The 17,098-nt window shown below is 57.5% G+C and carries 10 protein-coding genes; 1 reads left to right on the plus strand and 9 read right to left on the minus strand.

Annotation, left to right across the window (positions count from 1 at the left end; translation table 11 throughout):
• Window positions 1-142 precede the first annotated feature (142 nt).
• Complete coding sequence (gene kdgK / locus AC2TE5_RS21715) at window positions 143-1,072, plus strand: 2-dehydro-3-deoxygluconokinase (RefSeq protein WP_213329071.1); 930 nt, start codon at window positions 143-145, stop codon at window positions 1,070-1,072.
• Window positions 1,073-1,135: 63 nt separating this feature from the next.
• Here kdgK and AC2TE5_RS21720 read toward each other — a convergent pair whose 3' ends face one another.
• The 9 genes from AC2TE5_RS21720 to bcsR form a co-directional block, all read right to left on the minus strand.
• Window positions 1,136-2,629 (minus strand): M16 family metallopeptidase, encoded by a 1,494-nt coding sequence (locus tag AC2TE5_RS21720; protein ID WP_213329070.1) that lies wholly within the window; start codon window positions 2,627-2,629, stop codon window positions 1,136-1,138.
• A 227-nt stretch (window positions 2,630-2,856) separates the two neighbouring features.
• A complete protein-coding gene (locus AC2TE5_RS21725) occupies window positions 2,857-4,143 on the minus strand; it encodes a dicarboxylate/amino acid:cation symporter (protein ID WP_023333768.1) in 1,287 nt (428 codons plus the stop codon).
• 159 nt (window positions 4,144-4,302) lie between these two features.
• The gene (hmsP, locus tag AC2TE5_RS21730; protein ID WP_484612352.1) at window positions 4,303-6,309 is read right to left on the minus strand and encodes a biofilm formation regulator HmsP; all 2,007 of its coding nucleotides are present in this window, start codon (window positions 6,307-6,309) and stop codon (window positions 4,303-4,305) included.
• 119 nt (window positions 6,310-6,428) lie between these two features.
• Window positions 6,429-9,911: a cellulose synthase complex outer membrane protein BcsC gene (bcsC, locus tag AC2TE5_RS21735; RefSeq protein WP_484612353.1), complete on the minus strand. Its 3,483-nt coding sequence runs from the start codon at window positions 9,909-9,911 to the stop codon at window positions 6,429-6,431.
• Entirely contained in the window at window positions 9,893-10,999 is a 1,107-nt protein-coding gene (gene bcsZ, locus AC2TE5_RS21740) for a cellulose synthase complex periplasmic endoglucanase BcsZ (RefSeq protein WP_213329138.1), read from the minus strand. The genes bcsC and bcsZ overlap by 19 nt, the downstream gene beginning before the upstream one ends.
• Window positions 11,000-11,005: 6 nt before the next feature.
• Window positions 11,006-13,426 carry a cellulose biosynthesis cyclic di-GMP-binding regulatory protein BcsB gene (gene bcsB / locus AC2TE5_RS21745; protein ID WP_484612354.1) on the minus strand — a complete coding sequence of 807 codons (2,421 nt, stop codon included), beginning with the start codon at window positions 13,424-13,426 and terminating at the stop codon, window positions 11,006-11,008.
• Between the two features lie 10 nt (window positions 13,427-13,436).
• Window positions 13,437-16,052 carry a UDP-forming cellulose synthase catalytic subunit gene (gene bcsA / locus AC2TE5_RS21750; RefSeq protein WP_213329066.1) on the minus strand — a complete coding sequence of 872 codons (2,616 nt, stop codon included), beginning with the start codon at window positions 16,050-16,052 and terminating at the stop codon, window positions 13,437-13,439.
• Entirely contained in the window at window positions 16,049-16,801 is a 753-nt protein-coding gene (gene bcsQ / locus AC2TE5_RS21755; RefSeq protein ID WP_213329065.1) for a cellulose biosynthesis protein BcsQ, read from the minus strand. The genes bcsA and bcsQ overlap by 4 nt, the downstream gene beginning before the upstream one ends.
• A gap of 11 nt (window positions 16,802-16,812) precedes the next feature.
• Window positions 16,813-17,001, minus strand: a complete 189-nt coding sequence (bcsR, locus tag AC2TE5_RS21760; RefSeq protein WP_121426188.1) for a cellulose biosynthesis protein BcsR — start codon at window positions 16,999-17,001, stop codon at window positions 16,813-16,815.
• Between the last annotated feature and the right edge of the window lie 97 nt (window positions 17,002-17,098).

Raw genomic sequence — 17,098 nt, forward strand, 5'->3', positions numbered from 1 at the left:
GGGAAAATGAAATTAAGATGACAGAAATGCGCGGGAACACGCGCTGGCTCAAATAAAATAATGGAACGTTGTTTTAATATAGTTGACCGGTTAATTCACTCAGCGCACACTGCTGATAATTCTTCTGTTCAGGTTCACGACTATGTCCAAAAAAATTGCCGTGATTGGCGAATGCATGATTGAGCTGTCACAAAAAGGCGCGGAAGTCAGCCGCGGATTTGGTGGCGATACGTTAAACACGTCCGTTTATATTGCCCGTCAGGTCGCGCCTGACGCGCTTACCGTGAACTACGTTACCGCCCTGGGTACGGACAGCTTCAGCCAGCAAATGCTGGAGGCCTGGCAGAGTGAACATGTTGAAACGTCGCTGATTCAGCGCATGGAAAACCGCCTCCCGGGGCTTTATTACATCGAAACCGACAGTACAGGCGAACGCACGTTTTATTACTGGCGTAACGAAGCCGCGGCCAAATTCTGGCTGGAGAGCGACGCGGCCGCAGCCATCTGCGAAGAGCTGGCGACATTTGACTACCTCTATCTGAGCGGCATTAGCCTGGCGATTTTAAGCCCCGCCAGCCGAGAAAAGCTGCTCTCGCTGCTGCGCGAATGCCGTGCAAACGGCGGGAAGGTTATTTTCGATAACAACTACCGCCCGCGCCTGTGGGCCAGCCGCGAAGAGACGCAGCAGGTCTATCAACAGATGCTGCAGTGCACCGACATCGCCTTCCTGACGCTCGACGATGAAGACGCCCTGTGGGGTGAGAAACCTGTAGAGGACGTGATTGCACGCACGCAGGCGGCAGGCGTGAGCGAAGTGGTGATTAAGCGCGGTGCAGAGTCGTGCCTGGTCGCGGTGGCGGGTGAATCGCTGGTTGACGTTCCGGCGGTGAAGCTTGCCAAAGAGAAAGTGATTGATACCACGGCGGCAGGCGATTCATTCAGCGCGGGCTATCTGGCGATACGTCTGACGGGTGGAACGCCGGAAGCGGCGGCACAGCGTGGGCACCTGACGGCCAGCACGGTGATTCAGTATCGCGGGGCGATTATTCCGCGTGAGGCGATGCCTGTTTAAGTAGGGTGCGGGCTGATGCCCTCACCCTAACCCTCTCCCACAGGGAGAGGGAATGTTCAGGCATTACTGCCCCTGCGGAATATCCGTCGCGTCCGGATGTAAATCATCAGCCGTGGCGGCCTGCGCCGGCTGCGGCGCGGTAGCCATAATGGAATCCCAGGTCTTCTGCAGTTCCTTCATGTCATATTCCGGCTCGCCCTTCGGCTGCAGGAGTATCAACGCCATCTCCTGCGACAGCTGCTGACGGAGGTCCTGATTGAGCATGTCGACGGTCAGACCGTTCAGGAAGTCCTGACGAAGCTTCTGGTACTGTTCCGGCGCAATGTCGACCACCTGATTCTGCAAAGAGCGAATACGCTGGCTGATCAGAATGTCGGTATCGGCGCGAGCGTAGGTCGCAAACAGCTTCTGCAGCTCGAGTTTTTTCTGCGCCACGAGCGCGTTGAATTCCTCTTCGGAAAGCCCCTCTTTACGCACTTTTGCCAGCTCTTTTGCGACCACACCCAGATTGGCATTCAGCTTATCGCCCGGCGATTCAACGTTGATGGCGCATTGCGCACGCTGGAACAGCACGCGGCAGTCAAAGCCAAGACCAATATTCTTCACGTTGTTCTTGCTCAGCGTCTGCTGAACGTGCCAGAACAGCGCTTCACGCGCCAGATCGGCACGCCAGTAGCGCAACATCGCCGCGGACTCGCGGATTGGCTGCCAGGCGTTATCCCACATGATGGAGAGGCGATCCTGACGCACGGCGTCCGTCATAATGCTGACAGGCTCTGCACGCAGCGGAGAAAGCGTCGGAACAGGGGCTGGAGTTTCACGCTTGCCTTTCAAATCACCAAACGCTTTGTTGATCTGCTCCACCACCGCGCGGCTGTCCACGTTGCCCACCACGATCAGCGTCATCGCGTCCGGGGTGTACCACTTCTGGTAGAACGATTTTACCTGTTCGGCGTCCACCGGCTGTTTCAGCGGTTCGGCCGGATCGTGTCCCAGTAACGTTGAGCCCTTCAGGCGGTAACGCCACCAGCCCTCTTTGGTATCCCCAGGCCAGGTCGCCACCATGTCGCTGTTGCTCAGCGCATAGTTGACGGTGTCCGGCGTAATCGCCAGATTGCCAGAGGCATCGGAGAGATACGTAAGCGCTTCTTTAAGCAGGTCGTTACGGTTGTTTGGCAGGCTCAGGTTAAACATGGTGTAGTCATACGAGAGAACGGCCGGGGGGAGCGGGCGTTTCGGATCGATGGCCTGCTGCCAAAGCGAACGCACCTGAACCGCTTGCAGGCTGCCGCTCTGCGTGAGCGCCAGCCGGGGAATGAAATGGCTAAAACCGGTTTGCTGAGTGCTTTCCGAGAGGGAACCGGTATTAATTGACAGACGGATTTCAATACGATCGCTGGGACGTTGCGGAGTGGCTAACACCTGCCACTGAAAACCGTTCGCTAATGTCCCTTGTTGCCAGGCCGGGTCTGGCTGGAGCGCATCTGCCTGCACATAACTGGCTGCTGCCATCATCAGCAAACCGCCGGTTAAGAGTCGAATTTTTGTGCCCTGCATGTGAACCCCTGATCAACATTCCTGGTTAAAAAAGAGTGTTTCGCGACGCGCTTCACTCTTAAAGATGACGATGAAAACACGTCGATTAGACCGCGCGTTCGGCAAAACGTCACGGTCCGAAGTGAAATATACCCAAAAAAAATCTTGTCGAATTATGACAGGTACGAACAGTTATTATGCGCAGGAGCCCGCATCCCGACAAGGGAATACGGGCATTTGTGACAAGATTAAGAGGATAAGCCAGGATTTTTGCTGTCAGTTGAACGGTTATTCAGAGTATCGTCGAGCTTTTTGTGATCCAGCTCTTTCACCCATTTCGCCACCACCACCGTTGCCACGCCGTTACCCACCAGGTTGGTTAACGCACGCGCCTCTGACATGAAGCGGTCAATACCCAGAATCAACGCCAGACCCGCCACCGGCAGGTGACCCACGGCGGAAATAGTGGCAGCCAGCACGATAAAGCCGCTGCCCGTCACGCCTGCTGCCCCTTTAGAGGAGAGCAGGAGCACCACCAGCAGGGTAATCTGATGGAAAATATCCATATGGCTGTTGGTCGCCTGAGCGATAAACACGGCCGCCATCGTCAGGTATATCGAGGTGCCGTCCAGGTTGAAGGAGTAGCCCGTCGGGATCACCAGCCCGACCACCGATTTACGGCATCCCAGCTTTTCCATCTTGTCGAGCATGCGCGGCAGCGCCGATTCTGAAGAGGAGGTCCCCAGAACAATCAGCAGCTCTTCGCGGATGTAACGGATGAATTTGAAGATGTTGAAACCTGTCGCGCGGGCGATGGACCCCAGCACCACGACCACGAAAAGGATACAGGTGATATAGAAGCAGATAATCAGCTGACCCAGCTGCACCAGCGTACCGACGCCATACTTACCGATGGTGAAGGCCATCGCACCGAAAGCACCGATCGGCGCCAGGCGCATGATCATATTGATGATGCCGAAGATGACCTGCGAGAAGCTTTCGATCACATTAAAGATAAGCTGGCCTTTGCTACCCAGACGGTGCAGGGCAAAGCCAAACAACACGGCGAACAGCAGAACCTGCAGGATGTTTCCGCTGGCGAACGCGCCAATGACGCTGCCCGGAATCACGTCCAGCAGGAAGGCCACCACGCCCTGATCCTTCGCCTGCTCGGCATACACCGCGACCGCTTTGGCATCCAGCGTTGACGGGTCGACGTTCATCCCCGCGCCAGGCTGCACCACGTTGACGATGATCAGACCAATAATCAGCGCAAGGGTACTGACCACTTCAAAATAGAGAAGCGCCACTGCACCGGTACGACCTACCGCCTTCATGCTTTCCATGCCAGCGATACCCGTCACGACGGTACAGAAGATCACCGGAGCGATGACCATTTTGATGAGCTTAACGAACGCGTCGCCAAGCGGTTTCATTTGCGCGCCCAGTTCAGGGTAATAGTGACCCAGCAGAATACCGATGGCGATGGCTGTCAGGACCTGGAAATAAAGACTTTTGAAGAGTGAGGTTTTCATAAGGTGTCCTTGGGAAGAAAAACCACAGGTTTTGTAAGGTTATGGTTAACCTGCGGCTTTAAAATAACACCCACATAACAGGACAGAAATAAACTCAGTTCAAATTTGAAACACAAATGTTAAGAACTTTGAGCTGGCTCGCACAAGCCAGCAACAAAATTACACTTTTGCGTGGTTGTCAGCGCCGGAAAGGTATCGTTGTTCAAAGACATCCGAAGGAACAGCAGGGGCAAAAAGGAAGCCCTGTCCGCTCTCCACGCCCGCCTCTGCCAGCCAGGCGCGTTGCGCTTCGGTTTCAATCCCTTCGGCAATAATATCGAGGTTGAGGCTGCGCGCCATCTGGATAATCGCCTGCACCATGCTGCTGTCGTCCGGCAGACCGTCGACAAAGGCTTTGTCAATTTTGAGCACGTCCACCGGAAGGGTTTTCATGTGCTGAAGCTGGCGCAGCCCGGCGTATCCCATGCCAAAATCGTCCAGCGCAATGCGAATGCCGGCATTACGCAGCGGCTTCAGGATTGCGACCGCCTCGTTGGGATCGTCTATGCGTCGGCTTTCTGTCACTTCCAGGGTTAACGTATCTGGCTTGATGCGGTAACGATGGATCAGCTCCAGCATCTCTGAAACCATGGTCGGGTGCATAAGCTGCAGGGCAGACAAATTGACCGACAGCGGCAGCGTCACGCCGCGCTCCTGCCAGGCCGCAAGCTGACGGCAGGACTCCTCCAGCACCCAGTAGCCGACGGTAACCATCAGGCCGCAGGACTCAATGCGCTCAATCAGCCCTTCCGGCAGCTCCCATGAACCATCCGGCTGCTGCACGCGCAGCAGCGCCTCGGCGCTTTTCACTTCTCCCGTCAGCAAATTCACCTGCGGCTGTAGCCAGAGGGCAAACTGGCGGTTATCCAGCGCGGTCAGGATGTCGCTTTCTTCCGTCAGGCGCTGCTGCGCCTTTTCCATCTGCTCCGGGTCGAAGAACTGGATCTGGTTTTTCCCTTTGCGCCGGGCGGTAAACGCCGCCGAGAACGCGCGACGATAAAGCTGTTCCGCCGTTAAATCACCATAGTACATGGCGATACCGATGCTGGCGCTCGGGCGAAGCTGGATACCCTGAATGGGCAACCGCTCATTAATGACAGTGAGTACTTGCTGACCTAATGTGATCGCATGCCAGGGCTCTTTTACGCCATTGGCAATCACCACCAGGTCGTAACCGCTGACCTGGGTCAGCACCATGCGCGGGGCAAGGACAGACTTCACTTTTTCCACCAGGGTCAGCAGCAGCATTTCGCGCTGGCTCTCCTGAAGCACGCCAGCCGTGTCCTGCAGGGTTTCACAGGCGATTGCCATCAGCGCCGTGGTTTGCTGACGGGCAACGGTCTGCTCCAGCATCGCCATCAGGAAGGCTTTATTGGGAAGCTCCGACACCGGAAAGCGCGTGGCGCTGCTGTTTAGCTCATCCTGCTGACGCTGGATGCGCTGCTGGTTGAGGTTGTAGCTGCGCACCAGCATACCTATCTCATCGTCATGATGCAGACGCGGCAGCGCAAGCTGATGCCCCATCTGATCCTGCGGCGCAAGCATATTCAGCTCGCGGGCGATGCGGCGCAGCGGATGAACGATCAGTCGGTTAATGCACCAGGTGAGCGCCACGCTGAGGATCAGCGTCATAAGTAAGCAAGTGGTCACTAACGTAACCACCCAGCTCATGACGAATTTATACATGCGGTAGGAGTCCGCCTGTAATACCAGGTAGGCCAGCGGCTGCGGGTTGGCAGGGCGTTCGAGTGAATAAACGGGCAGCGAAATTTGCACCGGCAGTTCAAACAGGCGCATCACCATCATCGGGACGGGACGCTCCGGAATAAAGCTCATCCGCAGCGCCTGAAACTGGTTGGGCAAGACGACGTCGGCGCGGCTAACGACGCCGGCAGGCTGAATGCGTTTTAAAATGGTTTCCGCTTCGGGAATATCCCCTTTAAGGATAGAAGCAGAAAGCGGGCCGCGCACCGAGCGGGCGATACTTTCTAACTGCGAAGCCGTGTTATAGCGATTCTGCTGTACGGAATGAAACAGCAAAATTACGCAGAAGAGCAGTACAAACAGCATGGTGACGGCGGAGACCATCGCCATCTGTTTGATTGTTAAGGAACGGCTGACACGCAAAATGACTCTCCACAAAACTCGAAGCGCAGGGCGCGCCAGGGTGTAAACCTGGCGCGCCTGAGTATACCCGATTGCCGCGCTATTAAGAGAGACTTACAAATGGATTAAGGAAAATCCGATTACCAGTCCGCGTACGGGATGAGCGGCTGCGGCGGTAAGTCCATATCGCCCTGCCAGCCTGCAGCAGAGTAACGCACATAAATGAGCGCATGGCTTGGGGTATAGTCTTTCGCTTGCTGGATATCCACGCCCATGCCCACAAACCAGTTGGACGTGACGCGGCGTTCGATAATGGCCCGCGCGGTATAACCCGTGCCTGAGGAGCTGCTGCCGGTTTCCATCGCGCCCCGGTCGGTATAGCGGTCTGGCTCATCGGTCGGGATCAGATTCTGAATCGGGTAGCGCAGCTCGTCTTTGGTTTTGGAGTGAGACCAGGACACCGAGCCACCCAGCTCCCAGGACCAGTTCTCCGTGCGTTTACGCCAGGTCACCGGCAGTGCGAAGGAGACATACTCCTGCGGGCTGTAGTAGCCGCCCTGACCCAGGGTATAGCCGCTCAGGTCTTTGTCGTAGTGCCAGAGCATATTGGAGACGCCGACCGTCAGGCGCTCATTGTTTTTATTAATGAGCTTGTAGTAGTAACCCGTCATCCAGCGGACGCGCCAGTTATCTTCCACATTTTTACCCGTCAGCGTTTCCGCGTTCAGGCTGGACCAGACGCCGTTCGCTTCTCCTTTGTCATAGCTCACGCTTACGCCGCCACCGGTGGCACGTACGCCGCCCCAGGTGGTGCCGGTGTTGGTATCTTTTTGTCCGGCAAAGGCCAGCAGAGAGCTGGAGATTGGGCGGCGATGGGCGTTAACGGTATAGCCGACAGGCCCCAGGTCGCTGCTGTAGCTGATGCCACCCACCACGTCGACGACGTCAAAGCCCATTGGCGTGGTGCCAATATCCATCGCCCAGGTTTTATTCTGCCAGCCGACGGCAACGCTTGCGCCATTGTCGGACTGATGGGTATTGCCGCTACACGGCGTTGCAGAACAGGTACCCCAGTTCGGATCGTACTTCCCGTCTTTCGTCGCAAACGAACCGGCATCCATATTGACCAGATCGCTTCTGAAGAACATGCGTCCGTCAGAGAGCGGGGCATCCACCTGCAGCATGGTGGTATGCGCTTTCAGGTCGGAATAGCCGCCCGTGCCGCTGGAGCCCCAGTAGTCGTGCTGCAGCGTGACGTTAACATCCTGCTGACGGTACAAGTCACCGGCATCACTGCGCACGCCGCGCTTCAGCCAGTCGTCCTTTTCATCGTTACGCGTCAGACGGGTGAAACTGTCGTTATCGGCCGGACGGGTCGTCGTGACGCCGGAAGACACCATCGCATCTTTATAGGTTTCCAGCGCCTGCTGAGGCTGCCCGTTTTGCGCCTGGAAACGCGCGGCATCACGTAACACCAGCGCGTTTTCCATGGAGCCGGGCTGCGATTTAGCCTGCGGAATGATTTTATTGAAGGTCTGTTCTGCGGCAGCGGAATCGCCCAGGCCTGCCTGCGCCATCGCGATCCGGCGCTGCATGTTGAGCGACTGCGGCTGGCCGTTTTGCGCGGCGGGCAGTTTCGCCAGCTCTGCACGCGCGGCATCTTTGTTACCCTGCGCACTATAAATCTCGGTCAGGCCGAGGATCGCGTCTTCGTTCTGCGGCTCACGCTGCAGAACGCCGTTGTACGCCGTTTTCGCCGACGCCAGATCGCCACGCTGCTGCGCCCAGTCCGCCAGCGTCAGGTCGATGCGGGTGGAGGTTGGCTGCTGGCGCAGAAGGTTTTCCGCCTCCTGCTCTTTGCCGCTGTCGCGCAGACGGTTGGCGGTTTCCAGCACCTGGTTGCTTTGCAGACGGTCGGCAAGCTCCTGAATATTGCCGTTCCACTGGCTGCGCGGCAGCGTGTCCAGATGCGCCAGCGCGGCGCGGTCCTGATCGTTTCCGGAAAGATAGAGCCCGCTGGCGTATACCTGATCCGGGTCGGACGGTTTCTGGCTGGCAAGCTGACGCATCAGGGTATCCGCCTGGCTGCGCTGACCCGCGCTGTAGAGATCGCGCGAGAGACGATAGGTTATCCACACGTCGCCCGGAGAGAGCGCCAGACGACGACGCTGAATCTCTGCCGCCTGAGCGTATTTCCCCTGATTCTCCAGCTGTTCTGCCTGGGCGGAGAGCTGCTCGTTGGTCAGACTGCGTTCAATATCATCAATGCTCCGGCGCTGGCTGGCGGAGAGAGACTGGATAAACTGCGAGGCCTTCTCCGGGGACTGCGCGCGGTAGATATTGGCCAGGCCGCGGACCGCATTGCTGTTGCCGCTGTCCATACGCAGCGCCTGGCGATAATAACGCTCCGCCGCGTCGTTATCTTTACGCGCCGCGGCGGCATCGCCCAGCCCCAGCACGGCATAACTGTCGGTATTGTCGATACCGCGAGCCTGCTGATAGTAACGCTCCGCCTGCGCCGGGTTATTCGCCTTCAGCGCCGCATCGCCCTGCTGGATCAGCAGCCAGTAACGGTTAACCTTGAGCAAACTGTCCCATTTACCCCGGTTATCGCTCTGGGGATCGAGGGCAATCGCCTTTTCAAACTGCGCCACCGCGCGTGCGCGGTCGCCTTTCTGGGAATAGGCCTGGCCGAGGGCGCCCACCGCTTCACTGTCGGCATGGTTGGCGCTGACGGCTTTTTGCAGCTCAGCCACCGCCTTACTTCCCTGCCCGGCATCCACCGCCGCCAGCCCTTCCGCTTTCGCGCGGAACGCCGGGTCAGCGAGCTGTTTTTGCTGCGCTTCAAGCTGGGCACGCGCCGCCGCGACGCTATCACCGTCGCTGAATACGCTCAGGTATTTTTGCAGCGCGCTGACGCTGGCGCTGCTGGCAGGCTGGCCTTTGATTTGGTCATACCACATATCAGACGCCTGGCTACGGCCATTGGTAGATTTGGCCATCTCCTGCAACACCGCAAAGCCTTCGTCACGGCGTCCGCTCTGGAACAAAAGCTGGGACAGCGTCGCCTGCAGCTGTGTATTTCCGGGGCTGCTGGTATTTATTTTCTTGAGCTGGTTAATGGCTGCATTCCGGCGAGCGGGGTCTTTCGCCACGACGTTCCAGTATTCCGTCGCCACGTCGCCCCCCGGCGGGTTGCCGTCAAACAGCTTGTCGTAGGCGGCAATCGCCTCCTGGGTGTGTCCCGTGGTGGCGAGCAGTCGCGCCTGCTGGAGCTGCTGGCGGCCATCCGGCGTGGAAAGCAGCATCGTGTTGCGAGATGACTGGTATGCACTTGAGCCCGGCGCGATCCCTTTCAGACGATCCAGTTCTTTTTGTGCGCCAGCGTTATCGCCCTGGCGCAGCAGGTAGCGAAAGCGTGCGGCAATGACGTCAGGGTTGTTCGGGTCAATCAGCTCAAGACGATAGAGCGACTGACGAACCAAATCCTCACGCTGTGTCGATTCGCCCAGCCGAACCTGCTCCAGCAGCTGTTTCTGCTGCGGTGAGTTGGCGGCCTGGGCCCACGGCATAAGCGCCAGGCCAAGCGATAAAGTGAGTAGATTTACTGTGAACTTGCGCATTCCTGGCCCCAATCCGGTATTAATTCACCTTTTGCGGTGAAGCGAAAACGATGCTGATCCCATCCTTGCCCAAAGAGAGTCAGCACGTAGCTGTAATAGGCATTGTTATCGGGAAAATGGTCCGCAACGCGCTGGCGCTGAACCGCCTGGGCATCACGTTGTTGTAAAAACGGCAGCATGGCGGCAGAAAACCCGACCGGGCCATTCCCGGTGCGTTTACCGGTCGCCACATCCACTTTCTCCGGCGGCACACCCCGTTTCATTGTCTTTGCCGCCATCGGCTGGAAGCGCGTCAGCAGCCGGGCTTTCTGAGGATCTTTATCACTCATCATTCCAACCCAGAGATAAACGCGGATGGCGTCGTAACCGCCCACAAGCGATTTATCCTGCTGTAACCGCCAGCCTCTGTTTTTCTGATACTGCACCCAGTCCGGCGAAAAACCTTTCGGCGCGCTCTCCAGCAGCAGACGCAAATTGGTTTCACGAAGCTGGGTCCACGGGGTACCCAAACGCGTGAAATAACTCGCTAACTGCGGAGGAAGATAGCTGGGGTTAAAGCGCCAGACGTGTTCATCGGCAAAACCGACTTTACCGGGAAGCAGCATTGCGCCGAGCCCCGGCACTTTCACCACTTCCTCGCTGGCAATGCGTTTCAGCAGCGCCTTGCCCGTGCGGGTATAGTCCGGATGTTTCCACAACCGACCCGCTTCGAGCAGTGACCAGGCGATCCAGACATCGGCGTCAGAGGCGGAGTTAGTATCAATCACCGCCCACGTCTCTTTATCTTTCTGACCCCATAGCCAGGCAGGCAGGTGGTCGTTGAGATTGCCGCTGGCAAGATTATCGCGCGTCCAGGTCAGCAGCTGGTCAAACGCGTTGCGATCGTTCGCCGCCAGGGCAAAGAACAAGGCGTAGCTTTGCCCTTCCGACGTCGTAATTTTGCGCGTGTCGCTGGGATCAACGACACGCCCGCCCTCGCTGATGTAATCCTTTTTAAACTGCTCCCAGGCAGGCCAGGTACAGGCGGCGCGAAGAGGAAGCGCCGCCAGCATCAACGCTGCAAATGCACACCAGCGAAAGGCTTTCATCACATCTTACTCATCCGGGTTCAGGCGACGACGGCTGATGATACGCAGCAGACGCCACAGCACCCATGCCAGCAAGACCACGCTGACCGCCGCCAGGATGGCGAGCAGAACCGGATGGTTAGACATTGCATACCACAGGCGTTCAAACCACGGCAGATGGCCCACGTAGTACACATCGCCCACGCGCAGGCTATTGACGCCGGACTCACGGATCACCGACACGGAGCCAAACATCGCGGCACGTTTACCGCTGTCGTTCATGGCCGTATTGAGCAGTTCATACCCGCGCGGGCTGTCCGCCAGGAGAGCCACCACGCTGCGCTGGTCGTTGTATGGGGACTGGAAGCCCACCACCGCGGCCATTGCCCCCTGAGACGTGACCGTCGTCTGCGCGCTGGCCTGACGATCGTTCGCATCTGGCATAATGCTCGGGAACTCGGTCTGGCGCAGCGGCGTGTTAACCCAGGACTGGGCCGCTTTCACCAGCAGATCGATACGTTTGTCATCCTTAAGCTTGTCCGGAATGGTACCGATCACCAGAATGTCAGCGTCTTTGTTCTGAATCTGGCTGCCATCGTCCGTCAACGTGACGTTAATCGCCGGTAATCCCGTCTGTCCCCCAACGGTCGCCATGGTGTCCAGCAGGGTCGTGACCTGCCCTTCGCTTGGCGCTTTTGGCATCACCACAATGGAGTCAGAAAGATCGGCCATGCGGCTGAACGGGAAGCCCGCGTTAGCAAAGGCACGCAGATCAGGCATCGCCAGGAAGTGATAGTACTTCGAGAAGTCGATGGTCGACTCATCGCCAATCACAACGTGGTTCTGTACGGGCTGGAAGGTAATGCAGTTTTCCGCCGAGCCGCCAGGCATCGGGTTCATGTACTGGAAGTCAAAGCGCAGCTGGTTTATCGCACCCAGCTTCAGTGCCGGAATGGAGACATCCGTTTTACCGTCCAGCAGCCCCTGCAACACCGGCAGGCGAAGCATCAGGCGGTTAGTATCCTGCGTGCTTTGCAGGCTGAACGATTGCAGGAACTGGTTGTTCAGGCTGATATCCATGCGCGAGCTGTCTTTGGTCGCTGGCGCGGTATAACGGTAGTTCAGATTGATATCAATGCCGTTGGTACGCAGCAGGTACAGATCCGGCGGCAGATTCAGTGACAGGCTAATCGGCGCGGGCTCAAGCCCCGTCGCCTGCAGCTGTTCTTCATAGGTTTTCAGCTCGCCAAATGTCACCGCACGGTCGGTACGCACCCAGTTTGGCGCATCGTAAGGTTTACGCGCCAGCAGCGGTTTGACCTCATCCACCACCACGCTGTTACCGCGGAAAAGGACGTTGCCCTGGGCAATGGCTTTTGCTGCCTGCACCAGATCTTTATCGTCGCGGCCAAACACCACCAGCAGCTTCACGTACGGGTTTTCCGGATGGCTTATCATCTCAACGGTCGGCGCTTTGACGTCCGGATGATCGCGCAGGAAGGCCGGACGTTTCGCGTTGGTCGCAAACACAATGGCATTTCTGTCCGGCAGCTTGTCATACATCGCCGGGAAGCTCTGACCACGCCAGCCGGCACGTGAACCAAACCAGGACGCCACAATGGTGGCCGCCAGCTGCTCGGTCACGTCCGGGGACGATGCAAACACCATCGGCAGCGTGAGCGGACGGTTATCGCGCGGATCAAAGAACGGAACCGGGAATGCCGAGAGATCGTTTTTCAGCGCCAGCGACTGGTAGGTCATCTGCAGCGAGGAGTTACGCCCGACGTCCATCCACAGCGTGTTGCTGGCCGGGTTTTCGCAGACGTCGCGGTAGTGACCGACAAACTCCAGGCGGATGCGGTTAAAGTCGGTGATGAACAGCGGGTTGATCGGCACCTGAGCCTGGGTTTTCTTGCCCAGCTGCTCTTTCGTGACAGGCAGAACGTCCATCAACTCATCATTCAGGTAGACCTTCAGCTGAGACTGTGTCGGCAGCAGAGACGGTGACGGGGTGTATTCAAGGTTCAGCACCGCATTAGAGACGACCTCATCGCTGCGCATGCCAAACTCAATGCCGCCGTTAGGGTTGATGCCGCGCAGCACCATACTGCCCGGAGGCGGTGCGATTTGCGCGAAGGTCAGCTTCACGTCCCGTGACGGCGCATTGTCCGCGACGACGGGCGCATTCGCCCCCCGGACGCCCGGCATCACCTGCCCGATAACCTGGCCGTCTGCTGGCAGGGTGTTCCCCTCCGTTGGCTGGTTTGGCGTGATATTTTCTGTTTGACCAGGTGCCGCGGTGACAACCGGATCGGTTGCTTGCGCGACGACAGGTACCGTTGGCGCAGGCGTTGCCGCTGCGTTACCAGGAGCTGCGTTAGCCATTGTTGCGGGGATAACATTCATCCCCATTGCCACTGCACATAACCAGGAAAGTTTTGTTTTCATCGCGTTATCATCATTGTTGAGCCATAACCGGGTCCGCCTGCTTCGCCTCATCCCGCTCAGGGCGACGAGGAATGAACGACACGACCCAGGAAACCAGCGAAGTAAGTGACCGGAATATTAATTTCACCGACGACGGGGCAAATTCTGCAAGGTGACGATAGCCACGGAACCCCAGCTTCAGAATATCCAGCAGGCTTTCCAGTGGTTTATCTTCCGGGAAGCTGTCCTGCCAGAGAGCCCACGTATCCGCGCGGGCAAACGTACACTGCACAAAATCGATATGTTGCTTTTTGGTCAACGGCATCAGCTGCAGACCGACTTCATTGCCCGCCACGCGAACCACCTGCGTCGGGAAGACATACTCCTGCTGACCGCGCTTAAGCAGCAGGTTAACTTTTTGCCCTTCCAGCACCTTCGCCTGGCCGTTGATTTTGATCCCCAGACCACCGTCAGAGAAGTCGTGCACGGTACAGGAGAAGAGGTGGCCATCTTCACGGGCGATCGCCGCAGGCATGCAGATTTCAACGCGATGCGCGCGACGAACCTGTTTGCTCTCCACCGACACCGCTACCGCGCCGCCGAGGATAATCAGGTTGTAGAAGACCCAGGCCATACTGACGAAGACGGTCAGGATTTCGTTTTCCGGGCCGTAGAAGTAACGCCAGATACCGGCGATGACGCCAACGATATTCAGCAATACCAGGAAGATATACGGACGGGAGATCACCCAGTCGACGTACTCTTCTTCCACCAGGCCGCCCTTCGCGGTGACGTTGAATTTCCCTTTATGCGGGTTAATCAGCGCCACCATCGTCGGCGGCGCGATGTACCAGGCCAGCACCGTTTCGTAGATTTCACTCCAGAAGGAATGGCGGTATTTACCCTGTATCTTCGAGTTCGTCAGGCTCGCGTGGATCATGTGCGGCAGAACAAACAGCGCAATCATCAGCGCCGGGGCGTAAATGATATAAGCGTGAAGGAGCAGGAACGCCAGCGGCGCGGTCAGGAAGATTAGCCGCGGGATACCGGATAAGAAGTGGAACATGGCGTTGACGTAGCAGAGACGTTGCGCCAGCTTGAGCCCTTTCCCTATCAGTGGGTTATCGAGACGGAAAATCTGCACCATCCCGCGCGCCCAGCGAATACGCTGACCAATGTGCGCCGACAGTGACTCCGTTGCCAGACCGGCAGCCTGCGGAATACGCATATAGGCTGAGGTATAGCCACGACGGTGCAGGCGCAGAGAGGTGTGCGCATCTTCAGTGACCGTTTCGACGGCGATTCCGCCAATTTCATCCAGCGGTTTGCGGCGGATAACCGCACAGGAGCCGCAGAAAAAGGTGGCATCCCACATGTCGTTTCCGTCCTGCACCAGGCCATAGAACAGCGTGCCTTCGTTCGGGGTTTTACGGAAACGGCCAAGGTTACGTTCAAACGGATCCGGCGAGAAGAAGTGGTGCGGCGTCTGCATCATCGCCAGCTCTTTCTCCTTCAGGAACCAGCCCATGGTCATCTGCAGAAACGAGCGCGTCGGCACGTGGTCACAGTCAAAGATCGAGACAAACTCCCCTGTGGCGTACTTCAACGCGTTGTTGATGTTCCCGGCTTTCGCATGTTCGTGAGTCGGGCGGGCGATGTACTCGACGCCGACCTCCTCTGCAAACTGGCGGAATGCCGGGCGGTTGCCGTCATCCAGGATCCAGACCTTGAGCTTGTCTTTCGGCCAGTCGATGCCCAGCGCGGCATAAATGGTGTTTTTCACCACGCTCAGATCTTCGTTGTAGGTCGGTACAAAGAGATCAACAGACGGCCACTGCGCGGTGTTTTTAGGCAGCGGAACCGGCTGGCGGTTGAGCGGCCAAATGACCTGGAAATAGCCCAGCACCAGCACGATCCAGGCGTAGGTTTCTGCAAACAGCAGCACCAGGCCGCACACCAGGCTGACCGGGTCGTCCCAGTTCAGGGTTGAGGTATAACGCCACCAGATGTAGCGACAGGAGACGGTCAACGACAACACAATCAGCATCAGCGCCGAGAAACGTCCCGGAATACGGCGGACCAGCAGCGCCACGCCCCACAGCAGGATCAGGAAGGTGAACTGCGCCAGAGGGTTGAAAGGTTGCGTAATACAGACCAGCGCCAGAATGAGCGAGAACACGACGATCACGCCGAGGATAAAACGCCGCAAGCCCGGGTGGAGATGCCCGAGCTCTTTGTGGTTATCCAGATGGCTGGTCTTATCGCTTACGCTGTTGGGCAGTCTGTCCAGCCATTGGTGGTAGCGTTCACGTAACTGCTGCACGCGGGAGAAGCTGCGCCAGTGCGGCGTTATTCTCTCTGAGCGGGATGAGGTGGCCACCAGCCAGATGGCCTGAATAAGATAACGCGCCGGATCCAAAGGACGCGGCCGGTCGGGATTAATGTGCGGATAGAGCTCACTGTGCCGGGCACGTATGCGCTGCCAGCGCGGGTGTTCGAGGGGAATAAACATCCAGGCCAGAATCATCCAGAAACAGCCGAGCGCGGCGCTAAATGCCGAAGCACCGTGCCGGCGGAAATGCCGATAGCGTTCGCTCAAACGCGAACTGACCGGCGGGATGAGTAACCAGCTGGCGAGACGACTCATACAGAACTCCCTGCATGCTCCGCCCTGTTGGCGAAGTTCAGCAGACACCAGTTAGCCAGCGTCAGGATCTCTTCTGCCGCCAGTGAATCACTACGGTATTCGCCGAGCGGTTGCTTAGACGCAAGGCATTCCGCCATTCCCTCATCACGATGGATGACAATGGGAAGCAGACGGCGCTGGCTTTGCAGCCAGACCTGATACAGATCGTCCTGGATCTGGCTGCCAATGCGCAAATCGTTAATCAGGATATGGCCATTTTGAGGTAGCCCCTGCTGATGCAGGCGGATATGGCAGTTCGCATCGACGTTGACGATCGAGAGCACATGATCGCACTGGGCGATAAGCTGTCGGGTCAGCGTGCCGGCGCCGTGCGGCAGATCCAGCAGGATCCACTTGTAATGCCCCTTTTCTTTCAGGGTCTGCAGCGCCAGCGTGAACTGCGAAAACAGGCGCTGATACGCGGCTTCATTCTCGCGTTCCGTGGTGGTCAGTTGACCAAACGGCAGCAGATCGAGCTGGGAGGTATAGCGCATCCCTGCATCCTGCCAGTCTTTATCATCAAGCAGCGCGCGGGCCCAGCCCTCTTCACGAGTGAAGTCGACGTTAAACGACATACGCAGCAAATTATCGGCGCAGGCGTCAATAACCAGCACCGATTCACCTAAAAGCTGTAATGACCACGCCAGCGCCGCGGTAACAGATGTGGTACCCACACCGCCACGGACACCCTGTAATCCGAGTATGGCCATCAATGGCTCCCTTATTGTTGATTGGCGAATTCAGCTAATAACGGCCAGCGTTTAATAGCCGCGGCCAACTGTTCCCGCTGGGAAATATCGGTGTAATCTATTTCAGGTAAAGAAAAGGCCTGCGTCAGCGCCAGAAAATCGTTTTGGAATGTGTAACCCAGGGTCGAGTCGACTGGGGTTCCGGGTTCGTTATTATCCATTCTTTTTCCATCCCTTTGCGTAGAATCGCCAGATCAGAAGTAGCGAGGCGTCCTGCCCTATGAAATTTCATTTACATGCTAAATCTGATGTTCTTTA

This window comes from Enterobacter sp. N5-15 (genome assembly GCF_057221635.1).